The organism is Paenibacillus tengchongensis (genome assembly GCF_008973665.1).
Lineage (GTDB): Bacteria > Bacillota > Bacilli > Paenibacillales > Paenibacillaceae > Paenibacillus_AQ > Paenibacillus_AQ tengchongensis.
Genome location: NZ_WACP01000011.1, coordinates 49,431 through 66,566 on the forward strand (window position 1 = coordinate 49,431; position 17,136 = coordinate 66,566).

20 protein-coding genes are annotated in these 17,136 nt (G+C 52.6%); 18 read left to right on the forward strand and 2 right to left on the reverse strand.

Features of this window, described 5'->3' with window-relative positions; translation table 11 throughout:
- The first annotated feature begins 32 nt into the window (after positions 1 to 32).
- The 11 genes from F1381_RS18265 (at position 33) to F1381_RS18310 (ending at position 7,641) form a co-directional block, all read left to right on the forward strand.
- On the forward strand, positions 33 to 1,286 hold the full coding sequence (locus F1381_RS18265) for a methionine gamma-lyase family protein (protein ID WP_151736282.1): 1,254 nt from the start codon (positions 33 to 35) through the stop codon (positions 1,284 to 1,286).
- 84 nt (positions 1,287 to 1,370) lie between these two features.
- Positions 1,371 to 1,781 (forward strand): MerR family transcriptional regulator, encoded by a 411-nt coding sequence (locus tag F1381_RS18270; protein WP_019910684.1) that lies wholly within the window; start codon positions 1,371 to 1,373, stop codon positions 1,779 to 1,781.
- 30 nt (positions 1,782 to 1,811) lie between these two features.
- Entirely contained in the window at positions 1,812 to 3,140 is a 1,329-nt protein-coding gene (gene glnA, locus F1381_RS18275) for a type I glutamate--ammonia ligase (RefSeq protein WP_151736283.1), read from the forward strand.
- A 449-nt stretch (positions 3,141 to 3,589) separates the two neighbouring features.
- Positions 3,590 to 4,609, forward strand: coding sequence for an aminoglycoside phosphotransferase family protein (locus tag F1381_RS18280; protein ID WP_151736284.1), 1,020 nt, complete (start codon positions 3,590 to 3,592; stop codon positions 4,607 to 4,609).
- A gap of 96 nt (positions 4,610 to 4,705) precedes the next feature.
- The gene (locus F1381_RS18285) at positions 4,706 to 5,080 is read left to right on the forward strand and encodes a DUF6944 family repetitive protein (RefSeq protein WP_246188096.1); all 375 of its coding nucleotides are present in this window, start codon (positions 4,706 to 4,708) and stop codon (positions 5,078 to 5,080) included.
- Positions 5,081 to 5,172: 92 nt separating this feature from the next.
- Complete coding sequence (locus tag F1381_RS18290; protein WP_151736285.1) at positions 5,173 to 5,580, forward strand: hypothetical protein; 408 nt, start codon at positions 5,173 to 5,175, stop codon at positions 5,578 to 5,580.
- Positions 5,581 to 5,692: 112 nt separating this feature from the next.
- Complete coding sequence (locus F1381_RS28595) at positions 5,693 to 5,797, forward strand: YjcZ family sporulation protein (protein ID WP_222850459.1); 105 nt, start codon at positions 5,693 to 5,695, stop codon at positions 5,795 to 5,797.
- A gap of 421 nt (positions 5,798 to 6,218) precedes the next feature.
- Positions 6,219 to 6,359, forward strand: coding sequence for a hypothetical protein (locus tag F1381_RS28920; protein ID WP_246188097.1), 141 nt, complete (start codon positions 6,219 to 6,221; stop codon positions 6,357 to 6,359).
- On the forward strand, positions 6,352 to 6,582 hold the full coding sequence (locus F1381_RS18300) for a hypothetical protein (RefSeq protein ID WP_151736287.1): 231 nt from the start codon (positions 6,352 to 6,354) through the stop codon (positions 6,580 to 6,582). Before F1381_RS28920 ends, F1381_RS18300 begins: the two co-directional genes overlap by 8 nt.
- A 101-nt stretch (positions 6,583 to 6,683) precedes the next feature.
- Complete coding sequence (locus F1381_RS18305; protein ID WP_151736288.1) at positions 6,684 to 6,902, forward strand: hypothetical protein; 219 nt, start codon at positions 6,684 to 6,686, stop codon at positions 6,900 to 6,902.
- Positions 6,903 to 7,074: 172 nt separating this feature from the next.
- Positions 7,075 to 7,641, forward strand: a complete 567-nt coding sequence (locus tag F1381_RS18310) for a hypothetical protein (protein WP_151736289.1) — start codon at positions 7,075 to 7,077, stop codon at positions 7,639 to 7,641.
- 73 nt (positions 7,642 to 7,714) lie between these two features.
- Here the strand turns inward: F1381_RS18310 and F1381_RS18315 are convergent, their stop codons facing one another.
- The gene (locus F1381_RS18315; protein ID WP_151736466.1) at positions 7,715 to 8,053 is read right to left on the reverse strand and encodes a L,D-transpeptidase; all 339 of its coding nucleotides are present in this window, start codon (positions 8,051 to 8,053) and stop codon (positions 7,715 to 7,717) included.
- A 109-nt stretch (positions 8,054 to 8,162) separates the two neighbouring features.
- Complete coding sequence (gene lexA, locus F1381_RS18320) at positions 8,163 to 8,789, reverse strand: transcriptional repressor LexA (protein ID WP_151736290.1); 627 nt, start codon at positions 8,787 to 8,789, stop codon at positions 8,163 to 8,165.
- 227 nt (positions 8,790 to 9,016) lie between these two features.
- Between lexA and F1381_RS18325 the strand changes: the two genes are divergently transcribed.
- From F1381_RS18325 to F1381_RS18355, 7 genes are all read left to right on the forward strand, one after another.
- Entirely contained in the window at positions 9,017 to 9,415 is a 399-nt protein-coding gene (locus F1381_RS18325; protein ID WP_151736291.1) for a LysM peptidoglycan-binding domain-containing protein, read from the forward strand.
- A 143-nt stretch (positions 9,416 to 9,558) separates the two neighbouring features.
- The gene (locus F1381_RS18330) at positions 9,559 to 9,735 is read left to right on the forward strand and encodes a DUF896 domain-containing protein (protein WP_151736292.1); all 177 of its coding nucleotides are present in this window, start codon (positions 9,559 to 9,561) and stop codon (positions 9,733 to 9,735) included.
- Between the two features lie 84 nt (positions 9,736 to 9,819).
- Positions 9,820 to 10,356, forward strand: a complete 537-nt coding sequence (locus F1381_RS18335) for a hypothetical protein (protein ID WP_151736293.1) — start codon at positions 9,820 to 9,822, stop codon at positions 10,354 to 10,356.
- A 31-nt stretch (positions 10,357 to 10,387) separates the two neighbouring features.
- A complete protein-coding gene (locus F1381_RS18340) occupies positions 10,388 to 11,173 on the forward strand; it encodes an HAD family hydrolase (RefSeq protein ID WP_187355456.1) in 786 nt (261 codons plus the stop codon).
- 177 nt (positions 11,174 to 11,350) lie between these two features.
- A complete protein-coding gene (gene metH / locus F1381_RS18345) occupies positions 11,351 to 14,728 on the forward strand; it encodes a methionine synthase (protein ID WP_425495282.1) in 3,378 nt (1,125 codons plus the stop codon).
- 255 nt (positions 14,729 to 14,983) lie between these two features.
- A complete protein-coding gene (gene rnz, locus F1381_RS18350; RefSeq protein ID WP_151736296.1) occupies positions 14,984 to 15,913 on the forward strand; it encodes a ribonuclease Z in 930 nt (309 codons plus the stop codon).
- 406 nt (positions 15,914 to 16,319) lie between these two features.
- Positions 16,320 to 17,108: a TIGR01457 family HAD-type hydrolase gene (locus F1381_RS18355; protein ID WP_151736297.1), complete on the forward strand. Its 789-nt coding sequence runs from the start codon at positions 16,320 to 16,322 to the stop codon at positions 17,106 to 17,108.
- Positions 17,109 to 17,136: the final 28 nt, after the last annotated feature.

Consider the following 17,136-nt stretch of genomic DNA (forward strand, 5'->3'; position numbering starts at 1 on the left):
AAAATTCAGTTATAGGGAGAGAACGAGGGGAAATGGCAGTTTTTGCAGAGGATATTATACAGGCGGCAGATGCCGCAGAGCTTGAGATCACAGAAGCGGTTAAGCTGCTGGACCGGATTGTCGACCATAACCAATGGAAGGTCATTGAAGCCTTTCAGCGTCATCAGGTCAGTGACTTTCATTTTGCCGGTTCGACCGGATATGCTTATAATGACCGGGGCCGGGAGGTGCTGGACCTCGTCTACGCTGATATTTTCGGCGCCGAGGCGGCGCTTGTAAGACCCCATTTCGCCTCCGGCACCCATACGATATCTACGGCGCTGTTCGGTGTACTGCGGCCGGGAGACGAACTGCTGTATATCACGGGCAGACCGTATGACACCCTGCATAAGGTCATCGGAGAATCCGGAGACGGGACCGGCTCGCTGGCCGATTTCGGAATCGGCTATAAAGAGACTGCCTTAACGGCTGATGGTGGTGTGGATTGGGATGCGGTGGCCCAGGCTATTCAGGGTAATACCAAGGTAATCGGTATTCAGCGCTCTCGCGGCTACGATTGGCGTTCGTCGTTCACGGTGGCCGAGATCGGTGAAATGATCGCCAAAGTCAAAAGCTTGAAACCTGGAGTGATTGTTTTCGTAGACAATTGTTATGGAGAGTTTACGGAAGAGCTGGAGCCGCCTCAGGTTGGTGCCGATCTGGTTGCCGGCTCGCTGATCAAGAATCCGGGCGGCGGCATCGCCGAGACGGGCGGCTATATCTGCGGACGTGCCGACCTCGTGGAGCTGGCTGCATACCGCCTGACGGCGCCAGGCATTGGCGGAGAAGTGGGGGCTATGCTGGGAACGACGCGCGGGCTCTACCAAGGGCTGTTTATGGCACCGCACACGGTTGGCCAGGCGCTCAAAGGGAGCATATTCGCCGCCTCCGTGTTCGCCCGCTGCGGGTTCAGCACGAAGCCGGCCTGGAACGAGCCGCGCACCGATCTGATTCAAGCGGTAGCTTTTGACGGATCGGAGCATCTGATCGCCTTCGTGCAAGGGATTCAGCGTGCTGCCGCCGTCGACAGCCATGTAGTTCCCGAGCCTTGGGACATGCCGGGTTACGAACATCCTGTCATCATGGCGGCAGGTACCTTTATTCAAGGTGGAAGCTTGGAGTTATCTGCCGACGCGCCGATCCGGGCGCCATATATTGGTTATATGCAAGGCGGGCTGACCTATTCGCATGTGAAATTTGGCGTGTTAATGGCACTGCAGCGCATGCGGGATGCAAAATTGCTGTAAGTATATCTTACATACCATTGACACGCCTGAATACGAAATGTACAATGAGATGAGATAATAGATCATTGGAAGGTTGGATGAGTCATGGGTGATGAAATCCGCAGAAATATGGCATTATTTCCTATAGGGATCGTAATGAAGCTGACCGATTTATCTGCTAGACAAATTCGTTATTATGAGCAGCACAGTTTGATCGTACCTGCGCGCACCTCCGGCAACCAGCGTTTGTTCTCGTTTAATGATGTTGAGCGTCTGCTCGAAATCAAGGCCTTGATTGAGAAGGGTGTCAATATCGCCGGCATTAAGCAGGTGATGAACCCGGTATCGAAGGAATCCGAGGAAGCTACGGTGATCACCCCGGATACCGAGGTTCGCCGCAGAGAGCTGTCCGATTCGCAGCTGCACCGATTATTGAAGCAAGAACTGGTTTCCGGTAAAAGACCGGGACAAGTATCACTTATTCAAGGCGAGCTATCCCGGTTTTTTAATAAATAACTGAAAGAGACATGAAAGGGAGAGGGTAAAGTGAGCTTCACTAAAGAGGATATTTTGCGCATTGCCAAGGAAGAAAACGTCCGTTTCATTCGTCTGCAATTCACCGACCTGCTCGGCACGATCAAAAATGTAGAAATTCCAGTCAGCCAGCTTGAAAAGGCGCTCGACAATAAAATGATGTTCGACGGTTCGTCCATAGAAGGCTATGTCCGGATCGAAGAATCGGATATGTATTTGTACCCTGACCTCAGCACCTGGGTTATCTTCCCTTGGGTCACGGACAGCCGTGTTGCCCGTCTGATCTGCGACGTATACATGCCTGACGGCACACCCTTCGCCGGCGACCCGCGCGGTATTCTGAAACGCTGCCTGAAGGAAGCCGAGGAAATGGGCTATACCGCCATGAATGTCGGACCTGAACCGGAATTCTTCCTGTTCAGAACCGATGAGAAGGGCAATCCGACCAAGGAGCTCAATGACCAAGGCGGATATTTCGATCTGGCGCCGATGGATCTCGGCGAGAACTGCCGCCGCGAAATCGTACTGACCCTGGAAGAAATGGGCTTTGAAATCGAAGCCTCCCACCATGAGGTGGCCTCCGGCCAGCATGAAATCGACTTTAAATATGCCGATGCCATTAAAGCTGCCGACCAGATTCAGACCTTCAAGCTGGTTGTGAAGACGGTGGCCCGTCAGCACGGCCTGCATGCTACCTTTATGCCTAAGCCTCTATTTGGCATGAACGGCTCCGGGATGCATGCCCACCAGTCGCTCTTCAAAGGCAATGAGAATGTATTCTATGACGAAAGCGACACGCTGGGTCTGAGTAAGACAGCCCGTTATTACATGGCCGGCATCCTGAAGCATGCCCGTGCTTTTGCCGCCATCACGAATCCGACCGTGAACTCCTACAAGCGTCTGGTTCCGGGTTATGAAGCGCCTTGCTATGTGGCCTGGTCCGCCAGCAACCGCAGCCCGATGATCCGTATTCCGGCCTCCCGCGGCCTGAGCACTCGCATCGAGGTCCGTAACCCGGACCCGGCAGCCAACCCTTATCTGGCTCTGGCTGTAATGCTGAAAGCCGGCCTCGACGGCATTAAGCGCCAGCTGGATCTGCCTGCACCGATCGACCGCAACATCTATGTGATGTCCGAGGAAGAACGGATCGAAGAAGGCATTCCAAGCCTGCCGGCCGACCTGAAGGAAGCGCTCAGCGAAATGATCCGCAGCCAGGTGATTACTGAAGCGCTCGGCGAGCATGCGCTGGCTCATTTCTACGAGCTGAAGGAAATCGAGTGGGACATCTACCGCACGCAAGTGCATGAGTGGGAACGCGATCAATACATGACGCTGTACTAGGATAAAGTAACCCTTGGGGCCGTAAGGCTCCGGGGGTTTTTTGTTGTGTGAGGGTAGGAGATATCAGGGTGACAATCTGGCGGTAACAAACGTTTTCTAAATGAAGTTTACATAGATTTATTTGGCATAACAGGTTATTTTATATTCAGCTTAGCGATAAGCGAGTTCCTGACACGAAGGGGGATGTGATTTTAATGGCAGCTACTTATAAGGTGGTTGAGTCTTAAAATTGAATAGCAGGCATGTGCAAACCAACGGGACCAATCCTGTGTTATTTGGTATGCCATCTAAAGTAACCTTTCGTGAATAATGCTGTTTGCAGGATACGATGAAGGTCGTATCTATCTTTGCGTTTAATTGCCGCGCGACATCAGCTTTTGGTTTGAAGGCTGCTTGTCCGTGGCTTTTTTACGTCCACCAACACATTAAAGGAACGGGGAATGGGAACAATGATTAACTTGGAAACGCTGATCTATGCCTTAAGCCGATGCTTGAAGAAGGATATTAGCTCTGCCGGCTACCAGGCCACTTCGTTACATGGCGGAACTGTGGGGAGTGTGTATCTGTTAACCGGGATCGCCGAAACCGTGGATGGTGAACATTTGCCGTACCGTATCGTGCTGAAAATGCAGAAGAAATGGGAGCGTTATGGTGACCCGGGTTCATGGCGGCGGGAATATGACCTTTATGCGTCCGACTTGGGGACGACATTCTTGGGCGTTCTCCGGTGGCCGGAATGTTATCACGCTGAAATGAATGCTGAAGCTGATGAATTCCAGGTGTGGCTGGAATATATCGAAGGCACAACCGGCTTAGACTTGACCGGTGACATGTATGAGCAGGCTGCCCTGGAGTTAGGCCGCTATCAAGGCAAGCTCTATGCGGAGCAGCCTGCAATATTGCAGAGCCTGACCAATCTGAGCCACCCGGACTTCATGAAAAAGACGTATCTGCATTACCGTTCGTGGCCGGTCGTCTATAATTATATCCGTTCGGAGGAATGCAAATTGCCGCAGCACCTCCGGCAAATGCTCATTGGCGTCGATGAGCATGCAGACGAGATTTTTGCCCGAATTGAAAAGCTGCCTCTTGTGCTATGCCACCGGGATTTCTGGGTGACCAACCTGATCCATGCCGGCGGGACTATTGCGGTTATGGACTGGGATACATCCGGCTGGGGCTATCTGGGAGAGGATCTCGCCAGCCTGATCGCGGATGAGGCTGACATTGATCATATGGTTGAATATTACCAACGGTGTGTAACCGCATATTACAAAGGTTTTTCGGAGTATGCCGATGTTTCTTCGATCTCCGATCCCTGCGTCTACGAGATGATCCTTATATGTTTTGGATACAGGCTTGTGGATGGGTATGTGCATACAGAGGACGCTGAAGACAAGGAGGAGCTTGCCCGTACACTCCAAAAAATCTATGAAATCGGGACCAGTTCTGCGCTGAGCTTATTGTAAGAAGAAAAAGGGTGTTTATGGAAATTCCGCACCGAACCCATGAAACGGTAATATAGTGTACAAACCTTATTTTCGTGTGGAAGCGGGATGAATGCTTTGGCCAAAAAGTTGAGTATCGATGAACAATTGGCTGCCTTTGCCTGGCTGCAGGCTATAGGAACCAACATTGCGGCACTGGGCCAGACTAAAGCTTTGTCCAAGAGCAAAAAGCAGCAGGAAGAAGCGAATAAGCTGTCCATCCTGGGCAATGCCATGCAATCCATCGCCAATGCGGCGCAGGCCGAATTGACCGCAGCACAGCGAAGCGCAGCATCGGATAAAGAAGCGAATGATTTGACGGTTGCCGGTAACGTACTGCAATCGGTCGGGAACGCGCTCCAGGTGATTGCAGGCTTGAATGACTTGCCTACCTCCCAAAGATCCGGGCGATCCGTCAGCCGCAGAGTCCATCCGCCAAAACGCAAGAGTTAAGCAGATCCGGAAATTTGGGGAGATCGTCCAAGCACATCGGTTTTTTTGCTCATAGTCTGTAGAGTAAAAATTGAGAGGATGTGAGCGCGATTATGGCAACGATCATTGATTCCGGCAGCAGTACAGCTACAACAGGGACACAGACGGTGTCTATTCCAATTCTTGCCCCCGGCAGCAATCAGATTCTTGCAGAGTTTGGCATTGCTACCGTTGCCGGAGGCTTCGTGCAGTTAAGTGCAAATATCGGGTTTCAGACGACCTTGGGTGCTCCAAGCGTGATCTTCACGATTTACCGTGACGGACAACCCGTTTATAATGTAGGTTCCAGCGGACTGGCGGTGCTGGCGATCCAGCCGATCTCCATGTCTTATCAGGACCGCAGTGTCCCTGCCGGTTATCATGCCTATTCTTTGGGCATTGCAAACAACAGTTTGAACATTCTACTGAATACGGCGAGTGTCACCGGACCGGTCACTTTCTCCGGAATATCCGTGGGGTAATTGCCCCGGCTCTTCCAAAGGCTACTGTGCGATGTTTGCCTAAACACCCAGACCACGTAACAAATGCCTGCATAAATTATGCTGTAATCTACTTTTCGAAGGAGGCATTATCATGGGTGAAAATGTTGGAGCAGGCGGCTACTACTGGACCTCGACCGGAGCTATTCTTGTTCTGTTCATTCTGCTCGTCATTATTACTAAGGCATTCTATATCTAGGATATAAATATTGAGCCGGCACAATCGTGCCAGAGCCTGTCGGGTGGTTTCCCGGCGGGCTTTTGTTCTGAATATGGCTGAGCCTGACACGTGCATGCTTAATCAAGCATTGAACATGACTTCCAGCATATTTACATCTTTGCGCCAGAGGCATATATTGGGAGTATAGTGGTTGAGTAATGCGAATTTATGGCAGGAGCAATTTTTTACATAGAATTTACGCGAAATATGGTAAAACGAGAAGGATATCATACCCCTCAGATGGAAAATTGTATATTATGGCTTTAAAGAGAGACGTTAGTCCTATTCATGTACTATGTTAAGAGGAGGCTTAGCAATGTCGTCACAGCCTGAGGCTGTTTTTGGAATACTGGGGGTTTTCGGGGGAATATTGTCTCTGCTAATTTGGCTTGCGTCACTTGTGTTAATAATATATATCATTGTACTGGCGGTGAAGCTGGCCCGCAGGGGCATCACTGCGCTGGATTTGTACATATACGCCAAGAACCGGGAAATCCGTGAGAAATACGAATCAGCCGACAGGGGGAGTTCTTATGAATAACACGACGTATAAAGTGCTTAAGACCGACGCTGATTTATTCGCAGCAGCTCTTTGCGAAGCGAATGTGTATGTGGTGCAACTGGTTAAGGGCAAGCCGCATGTCATTGCCGACTATGCCGGACCGATCCAAAGATGGACCCCGGAAGAAGTATTGCTGGCCGGAATGGTGTATAACCGCCGGGAGTATGAATTCCGCGTCCGTTTATCCGGCGAAGAAGATTAGGTGCTCCAATATATGCGGGCTCTATAAATCTGCCAATTCGCACAGGCCAAAACGGTAAGACTGGCATCTCTTATACTATCCCTGGTAAAAGAGGTGCGATCATGACGGAAAGAGAACGCAGAAGAATCCGCCGTACGATTAATGTATTGCGTGCACAAAGAGCAGTCCTGCTGGAAAGACTGGAAGAGATCAACGAGAACTTGCGCAGAGTTCCGAGAGGCAGCCGCGCCCGCCGCGAGCTGCTGGCCGCAAGAGCCTCTATCCGTGAAGCGCTGCGGCTTAACGCTGTAGCCATCCGCTTGCTGCGCAGCTTGCTGTAGCGGAATGAAGCATCCTTCGGGATGCTTTTTTTATGGGGCCGTACTAGAATTGCTGTGTCAGGCATGGTCCGTTTGGAGAGCAGCTCCGCCAGTAGTATAATGAAATGTGAATATGTGGCCGTTAAGTTACTTTGAAGTAGGCGGCTGTGCCATTGGCGGAAGGTGAGGAAGCATGGAAGAACGATTACGGCAATTGCTGGCGCTGCCTGAAAGGCAGGCAATTGCGGAAGATTCGCAGGCCGGTAATTCCGGTAACGAAGAGCAGGAACTGGTATTCCTGCAGATCCCCCGGGAAGATGTCGAGCGGGGCCGTCTGCAAAATTATTTGCAGGAATTCAAGAAATACGAGAAGCGGCGGTACCGAGGCCGTATTTCACTGGTTTTTACCGGCTATGAATATGATCCGCGCGAAGTGTATCAAATCCGCGAGATTACGGTCTGGATGGACCGTCTGCTGAGAAATATTCCGTATTTATTTTACTTTCTAAGCAGGGAGAACTACAGTATGCGCATTGCCTTCTTCTGCTTGTCCGAGGTAGCCGGGCGTTCGGGCGCAGAAGTGGCAATTACCAAAGAGCAGGGCCGCAGGCTGATCGAGAAGGTAACGGCCAGCGCAGTGAAGTACGCCAGACGGTCCAAAGAGCCTGCAGGCGTGCAATATGCTCTGGCGGAGTCCATCCTTGCGGAGCTGGGATATGAGCAAACCTATAATGCTGCGGAAGATAAGCCGCTGTCATAGCTAACCCCGCTGCTCCGTAAGGCAGAGCGCAGGGTTAACCTGTCAGTGTAATAACTGCCTTGGATGTGCTCGGTTATTCCCGGATCGTAACCCTTGTCCCGATCGGTACCAGTGCGGATAGAGCCAGAACATCCTCATTGTACATGCGGATACAGCCATGGGAAACCATATGCCCAATGGAGGAGGGGTCATTGGTTCCGTGTATGCCGTAGTGCGGTTTGGATAATCCCATCCAGAAGGCACCGAACGGTCCTCCCGGATTGGGCTGCTTGTTAATAATGGTATACTCTCCCACCGGCGACATCGTTAACATGGTCCCGATCCCCACCGGGAAGCCGCGCGTCACTACATCTCCGTCCAGCAGATAAAGCATCCGCTGCGACAGGTCGACAATAATCCGGTATGCAGGCATAAGCATTCCGCCTCCTTTTGTATACAGGATATGTTATGGAGCATTTATAGGTTCAAAACATAAGACAAGCAGCTCCGCACGAATGCGGAGCTGCTTGTCTATGGCCATATTAATGGATATCGCGGAATAGTCCGATAACCCTGCCGAGAATAGTAACACGGTTCAGGCGGAGCGGCTCATAGGCCGGATTCTCCGGCTGCAGCCGGATATGATCACGTTCTTTGTAGAAGGTCTTCACGGTAGCTTCGTCGTCTTCCGTCATCGCAACGACGATATCGCCGTTATCTGCAGTCTGCTGCTGGCGGACGATCACGTAGTCGCCGTTCATGATGCCGGCTTCGACCATACTGTCGCCGAGTACAGACAGCATAAACACCTTGTTATCGCCTACGTAGTGGGATGGAAGCGGGAAGTAATCTTCAATATTCTCAGTAGCTGTAATAGGCAACCCGGCTGTTACCTTACCCACAACGGGAACGCGGGTAACCGTCTGAACGAATTGATGGACGTTCTCTGAATCCTCCTGGCCCAGCAGTTCAATAGCGCGCGGCTTCGTAGGGTCCCGGCGGATTAAACCTTTCTTCTCGAGCCGGTCCAGGTGGCCGTGTACGGTAGAACTGGAGGCTAGCCCGACAGCTTCGCCGATTTCCCGAACGGAAGGAGGATAGCCTTTGCTGCGGACTTCATTGCGTATAAATTCCAGGATCGCCAGCTGGCGACTCGAAATCTTCGACATCGGAATCAACCCCATATCATATGTTTGGGAAAATTATAACATAGAACTTCCGTTCGTACAAACATAAGTTCTAACAAATAGCGCGTTTTCAGGCTGATATTCTAAGGGGCTTACCTGGTAATCTGAAAAAAAGGGAACAATTGTTCGAAAAAAGCTATTGATCAAAACACATGTTCGTGTTATAGTGAATTTGAAATTAAGAACAAGTGTTTGGAGGTCATGTTCCCATGTTAAAATACAGCACCTACCGCAGTATCTACGAAGAGAGCAATGCAGGTAACCAATCAGCTAAGGTATCTCCGCGAGACCGGAAGCATTCCGGCGCCTCTACTCCGAAGCTTATGCGGGTTCTGCGCCAGGCGGGGATTATGAAGCTGTCATTGGTACTCTTACTGGTGATCTCGGGGTTTGCTGTTGTGGGCAATGTATTTGCCGGCTCTGTCTCAATGCTCCGCGAAGAGAAGCGGATTGTTGTCGAGTCGGGTGATACGCTCTGGAGCATCGCCTTGGAGAACAAGCCATCCAAGATGGACACGGCTGTATATATAGAAGGAATTAAGCATTCCAGCGGACTAACGAACAATGATATTATGGCCGGAGATGTGCTCTCCCTGCCGGTATATTAAATACTATTAGGAACGGGATACAATACGACGTTTAAATAAGAAAGATTGATGATAGAATACCCGAAGAGCTTTCAGGGAGCGGACCTTGACAAGCTCTTTTTCTCATGGCACAGTTAGAATGAATTCAAAGGGAGGGAAATAAGTTGAATATTGATGAATTGGTCGCACGGATCAACGAACTAGCCCGCAAACAGAAGAGCGGCGGCCTCAGTGAAGAAGAAGTGGCGGAACGCGCCAAGCTCCGGGAAGTGTATCTCGGCAATATCCGCAAGAATTTCCGGGCGCAACTGGACAGTATAGAAGTTGTAGATAAGGAATAACTGGTGTGAACAAGACAGGCACAGGTCTCACAGGCCGGAGCCGGTCTTTTCATAGATATTCATGAATGACTAGGGGGAACTGCAATGTCCCGATCTTGGGAAAGAATGGTCCAGCGTAATACGAAACAGGCCAACAGTTTAAGAAAGAAGCAAGGCAAAGAAACGATTCAAGGCTCATATGCGCCAGCCGGAACGTCTGCCGGCAAAGGAGCGGATGTCTTCAAAGGCCGCAACATCTTTTTCCCGGTCATTCTGGTGCTGCTCGGCATCATGTTCTGGATGGTAAGTACCGTCGATCAGACGGATCAATCCGGAATATTTGCGCCTTGGGTCGGCATTGTACTGTATTTCGCGCTGGCGGCTCTTGTCTTCTTCCGCCGTCCGTTCCTCAAAGTGGAACGGGCCAGAGTATCGACGATTAAGTTCAACCGCGAACGCTGGCTGCAGGCTGCTGAAATCGAGAAGATCATTTTGTCCAAAAGTGCTGTGTTCATTAAACATAAAGGGAAACGCAAGCAATGGGTATTCTCCAAATGGATTAACCGTTACAACACCGTTGCGATGGCCGAGCGCCTGGAGCAATTCGGGAAGGCCAACCAGATCGAAGTCATTCACGAATAGTAAAGAGATGCTTAGGGAGAGGGAGATGAACATGCCGGTTAGCGCCGTTTTATTTGATCTTGACGATACTTTGCTTTGGGACGAGCGCAGTGTGGAGGAGGCGTTCCGCAGCACTTGCGAAGCTGCAGGCGGTTCTGTCGATCCGCAGCTGCTGGAGGCCGCTGTCCGTAAGGAGGCGAGAAGCCTTTATGAGTCGTATGATACATTTCCGTTTACTAAGCAGATCGGGATTAACCCCTTTGAAGCTTTATGGGGGAATTTTACGGCAGGTGAACAGCCCGAGTTCCGGCAATTGGAACATTTGGCTCCGGTGTACCGGAAGGAATCCTGGCGGCGCGGATTGGCTGCGCTGGGAGTTGAGGATGAGGAGCTTTCCGAAAAACTGGCAGACCAGTTCGCCGCCGAACGACGCAGCCGTCCGTATATGTATGAAGAGACTCTTCAAGTCCTGAACGAACTCCGCGGTAAATACAAGCTGCTGCTGCTCACCAACGGCTGCCCGGCCCTGCAGCAGGAGAAGCTGGACGGCGTGCCTGAACTCACTCCGTATTTCGACCATATCGTCATTTCCGGGAGCTTCGGCAAAGGCAAGCCTGATCCGGGGATTTTCGGACATGCTCTGGGATTGTTGGAGACATCCCCGGAGGCAGCGGTTATGGTCGGAGATAAATTGACCACGGATATTCTTGGCGGCAACGGTGCGGGTCTGACAACGGTCTGGATCAACCGGACGGCCAAAGACACTGATCCGGAAATCGAGCCGAATTATGTCATCAGCCATCTCGCTGAGCTGCTTCCGCTCTTAGCCACATTATAGTTTTACTGAAATTAGCGGCTCACAGGGGCCGCTTTTTGTATGCATGCGGTTCCCGGGCTTTCCGATTTCTCATTATTCTGCTAAACTTACTCTAATGTTTTGGTGGGGGGATAAGATGTGGCTAAGAAGACAATCGCTGAAAGCTTGCGGGAGCGTATATTGATTCTGGACGGGGCAATGGGCACGATGATCCAGCAGGTGCCGTTGACCGGCCAAGATTTTGGCGGGGATGAGCTGGAAGGCTGCAATGAAATGCTGTCCCTGACGCGGCCCGATGTGATTCAGAGTATTCATGAAAAGTACCTGGAAGCAGGCGCTGACCTGATTGAAACCAATACGTTCGGGGCGACCTCGGTCGTTCTGGCAGAGTATGATATTCCTGGACAGGCGCGTGAGCTCAATCTGCAATCCGCCCGGCTGGCCCGGAATGCCGCCGATAAATACGAAACACCGGAACGTCCCCGCTACGTGGTGGGCGCCATGGGTCCGACGACGAAGACGCTGTCCGTTACAGGCGGCGTCACGTTCTCCCAGCTCGTGGAGAGCTACGAGGAACAGGCCGTCGCCCTCATTGAAGGGCAGGTAGATGCGCTGCTTCTGGAAACGTCTCAGGATACACTTAACGTGAAGGCCGGCAGCATCGGCATCCGCAATGCTTTTGTCAGCACGGGCATTACACTTCCGGTCATGATATCGGGTACGATAGAGCCGATGGGCACAACGCTGGCCGGCCAGAATATTGAAGCTTTTTACATTTCGCTGGAGCATTTGCATCCGATTTCTATGGGGCTGAACTGCGCTACCGGACCGGAATTCATGCGCGATCATATCCGGTCTCTGGCGGGGATTTCATCCGCTGCGGTCAGCTGCTATCCGAATGCGGGATTACCCGATGAGAACGGAAACTATCACGAGTCACCGGAATCACTGGCCCGCAAGCTGGGCGGCTTTGCCGAGAAAGGATGGCTGAATATCGCCGGCGGCTGCTGCGGCACGACTCCTGCGCATATCCGGGCGATTGCCGAGGTAATGGAAGCTTATGCCCCTCGTGAGCTAAACGGAATACATCCCCCTGCCTTGTCTGGCATTGAGCCTGTCTATATTGAGAACGATAACCGCCCGTATATGGTCGGGGAGCGCACCAATGTACTCGGCTCACGCAAATTCAAACGTCTGATCGTCGAAGGCAAGTATGAAGAAGCGTCCGAGATTGCCCGGGCCCAGGTCAAGAGCGGGGCGCAGGTGATCGACGTCTGCGTACAGGATCCGGACCGCGATGAGAGCGCCGATATGGAACGGTTTCTGGGGCTGGTCGTCAAGAAGGTAAAGGTGCCGCTGATGATCGACACGACAGACCCCGAAGTCATCGATTTATCCCTGCAGTATTGTCAGGGTAAGGGAATCATTAACTCCATTAACCTTGAAGACGGTGAAGAGAAATTCGAGAAGGTTGCACCGCTTATCCATAAGTACGGGGCAGCAGTGGTTGTCGGTACCATCGACGAAACGGGACAGGCTATCCAGGCGGAAGCGAAGCTGGGCGTCGCCAGAAGATCTTACCAGCTGCTTGTACATAAGTATGGGCTGCAGCCGGAGGATCTGATTTTTGATACGCTGGTGTTTCCGGTCGGGACCGGGGATGAACAGTATATCGGGTCCGCCAAGGAGACGATCGACGGCATCCGGCTGATCAAGGAGGCTTTGCCGGGTGTGCATACGATCCTCGGCATCAGCAACGTCTCATTCGGTTTGCCGGAAGCCGGCCGCGAAGTGCTCAATTCAGTGTTTCTGTACGAATGCACGAAAGCGGGACTCGATTATGCCATCGTCAACACGGAGAAGCTGGAGCGTTATGCTTCTATTCCGGAAGAAGAGCGTCTGCTCGCCGAAGAGCTCATCTATAATACCAATGATGATACACTTGCCGCCTTTGTCGCCGCTTTCCGGGAGAAGAAGGTCGAGAAGAGGGAGAAGATTTCGAATCTCTCTCTGGAAGAACGCCTGGCCTCTTATGTAGTGGAAGGCACGAAGGAAGGTCTGATCCCAGACCTTAATGAAGCGCTGCAGAACTCGGCTCCGCTGGAAATTATCAACGGTCCATTGATGGCGGGGATGTCGGAGGTAGGCCGCCTGTTCAACAACAATGAACTGATTGTCGCTGAAGTGCTGCAAAGCGCTGAGGTGATGAAGGCATCCGTGGCTCATCTGGAGCAATTCATGAAAAAGGACGAGAGCTCGGTCAAAGGGAAGATCATGCTGGCCACCGTTAAGGGAGATGTACATGACATCGGCAAAAACCTGGTAGAGATCATCCTCTCGAACAATGGCTACCAGATCGTCAACCTCGGCATCAAGGTGCCGCCGGAAAGCATCATCGAGGCCTTCCGCCGGGAGAAGGCCGATGCCATCGGCCTGTCCGGACTGCTTGTGAAGTCAGCGCAGCAGATGGTTCTGACCGCTCAGGATTTGCGCACAGCCGGCATTGACGTACCGATTCTGGTCGGCGGTGCGGCATTGACCCGCAAGTTCACGAAGACGCGGATCCGACCGGAATATGACGGCCTGGTGCTGTATGCCAAGGATGCCATGGATGGGCTGGATCTGGCCAACCGGCTGATGAATCCGGCGGAACGCGTCAAGCTGGAAGAAGAGGTCCGGCTTGAGGCCGAAACGGCGGCGGCAGCTCCGGTACCGCAGGAGCTGCCGGAGCTGACCCGGGCTGTCCGCTCTAATATCTCGCCGGATGCCCCTGTATTCACCCCGCCGGATCTGGAACGCCACGTATTGCGGAATTATCCGCTCGGCCATATCGTGCCTTACGTGAATATGCAGATGCTGCTCGGCCATCATCTTGGCGTGCGAGGCTCGGTAGAGTCGCTGCTCGCCTCCGGCGATCAGCGCACACTGGAGCTGAAGGAGACGGTGGATGACATTCTGCAGCAGGGGATGCTGGAGGGTACGATTAAGCCGCAGGCGATGTACCGGTTTTTCCCGGCTCAATCGCGGGGTAATGATATACTGATCTACAATCCGCAGGATGTATCCGAAGTGCTGCATACTTTTACCTTCCCCCGGCAGAAGGTAGAGCCGTATCTCTGTCTGGCTGATTTCCTGAAACCGGCAGACAGCGGTATTATGGATTATGTGGGCTTCCTGGTGGTTACGGCCGGACATGGTGTCCGTGAAATGTCGGCAGAGCTGAAGGACAAAGGTGACTACCTGCGTTCCCATGCGCTGCAGGCTGTGGCGCTCGAGGTAGCGGAAGGACTGGCTGAGCGGGTTCATCATATGATGCGGGACACGTGGGGGTTCCCGGACCCGGCGGATATGACAATGAAGCAACGGCATGGAGCGCGTTATCAGGGAATCCGCGTCTCGTTCGGATATCCGGCTTGCCCGGATCTGGAGGACCAGGGACCGCTGTTCAAGCTGATGATGCCGGAGGATATCGGCGTGCATCTGACCGACGGCTTCATGATGGAGCCGGAGGCTTCGGTCTCGGCGATGGTCTTTGCCCATCCGGAGGCACAGTATTTCAATGTGGAGAAGCAATAAATCTGATCGGATTGGCTTGGAACACAGACTGTTTCCGGAGCGGTGCTTCTCCCGCTTTGTGGGACCTCCCGGCTTCCGGGAGGTTTTTTACTGAACGGTTTGTTGACCCTTCGTCCGCATGGATGCTGGATTGATTCCGTATCCTAAGGGAGGCGGGAGCTGCTGCAGTGGAAACAGTAAGAATTGCCGGCATGGCCGGATGAAATCATAATGAACCGGTTTAATTCGTTATTTATAAGGAAAGGAGGGGTTAGGGTGGACCTATATTTCTTAGGCACCAATGCGGGAGTTCCGACGCTGCAGCGCAATGTAACTTCCATAGCCCTGCGGCTGCCGGAAGAGCGGCGCAGCTTCTGGATGTTCGATTGCGGCGAAGGCACACAGCATCAGGTATTGCGCTCTCCGCTTCGGCTGGGCAAGCTGGAAAAGCTGTTTATCACCCATCTGCATGGCGACCATTTATTCGGCCTGCCCGGAATGCTGTCCAGCCGCGGATATCAGGGCGGAACTGCTCCGCTAACTATTTACGGGCCGCCGGGCCTCAAGGCATTTCTGGACATCTCGCTTTCGGTCAGCCAGTCGCGGATTCCGTACAAGCTGGACATCGTAGAGCACAGCGGCGGCCTTATCTTTGAGGATGACGGCTTTAAAGTTGAAGCCGGGCTGCTGGACCACCGGGTGGACAGCTACGGTTACCGGGTCACAGAGAAAGACAGCCCGGGAAGTCTGAATACAGAGCTGCTGCTTAGCTATGGACTAAAGCCCGGTCCGCTGTATGGACGATTGAAGAGAGGGGAAGATGTGCTTACCGACGATGGACTGCTCATCTCCGCCGCCTCCGTCGTCAATGAACCGAAACGGGGACGGATTGTCACCATACTCGGCGATACCCGGCCCTGCAAAGGGGCTTTGCCGCTGGCGCAGGATGCGGACCTGCTGCTGCATGAGGCGACCTTCGCTCATGAGCTGGCCGAGATGGCCCGCCAGTACCATCACAGTACCGCCCGGCAGGCGGCTGAGCTGGCCAGAGAAGCGGGGGCCCGGGGATTGCTGCTGACTCACTTCAGCTCCAGATATATCACCCCGGATGATTTGGCGCCGCTGCTGGAAGAGGCACAGGCGGTCTTCCCGAACACACAGTTGGCAGAAGAATTCCGCAGTTTCCCTGTGTTCCGGAGGAGGTAAGGGACAAGCGAAACAGGCTGGGAAATGAGCTTGCGGCCGTAATTATTTTCCGGGAAAGCGCAGGAAATGACAGGGTGCTGTCAAAATAAACGCCGGAGGGCTGGCGTTCGCTACCGTTCGACTTTATTTATTAAAATTTAAACTTTATTTAGTCTCAACTGCACGAACGTCTGGAGATAATGCCGAAAGGCTGCGGCAAAAATGAAGGCCGCACCGTGGATGAGCTAATCACTGAATAGGGCGAAAGGCGTTGAACTTGGAATGGTTAAAGCAGCAAGTTGTACAAAATTAAAACCAATAAAAGTGTTGCTTATAGCATGCAGTTATCAGGATAACTAAATGGTTTAATCCTATTAAAGATTAATGTCATAAACTATATTTACCGGGCTGAGGTGAACCGTTAGCAATGGAAGAAATCAAGGGACTGCTGATTGATCTGGATGGAACTCTGTTCCACGGCGGGGTGATGATTCCCGGCTCGGACCGGTTGATCGAGGGACTCCGCCGTGCGGAGATTCCCTTTCTATTCGTAACCAACAACTCTTCACGGACACCAGAAGGCGTTGCCGCCCATCTGCGGAGCATGGGCATTGCCGCCGATCCCGGAGAAGTCTGTACCTCCTCACTGGCTGCGGCGCGCTATATCGCTGAAGAATTGCCGGGGGCGAGAGTGGCGATACTTGGAGAAGAAGGACTGCGTCAGGCATGTGCCGCTGCAGGCCTGGTTCTGGTGGATGAGGCACCCCAGTATGTGGTGCAGGGAATCGACCGTACCTTTAATTATGAATCTTTGGCCCGGGCATCCCGCTGGATTCGCGAAGGGGCCAAATTCGTGCTTACCAACCCGGACCTGATGCTTCCCTCGGACGATGGAGTGATGCCCGGTGCGGGCACGCTCGGGGCGGCCATTGAAGCGGCCAGCGGAGTATCACCGGTGGTCATCGGCAAGCCGCAGACGCCGCTGATTACCTATGCTGCTTCTGTACTGGGGATTACTCCGGGAGAGGCCATCGTTGTCGGCGACAATATGCGTACCGATATTTCCGCCGGGATGAATGCAGGCTGCCGGACAATTCTCGTGCTGACGGGTCTGACGACGAAAGAGAACTACGAGCACTACCGGACGGTTACCGGCGCTGTGCCGGATGAAATTTATACCGATTTAGCTGAACTTATGACGATGCTCGGTGTATAATGGCAAAAGCGTGTTCTTTACCTATCTT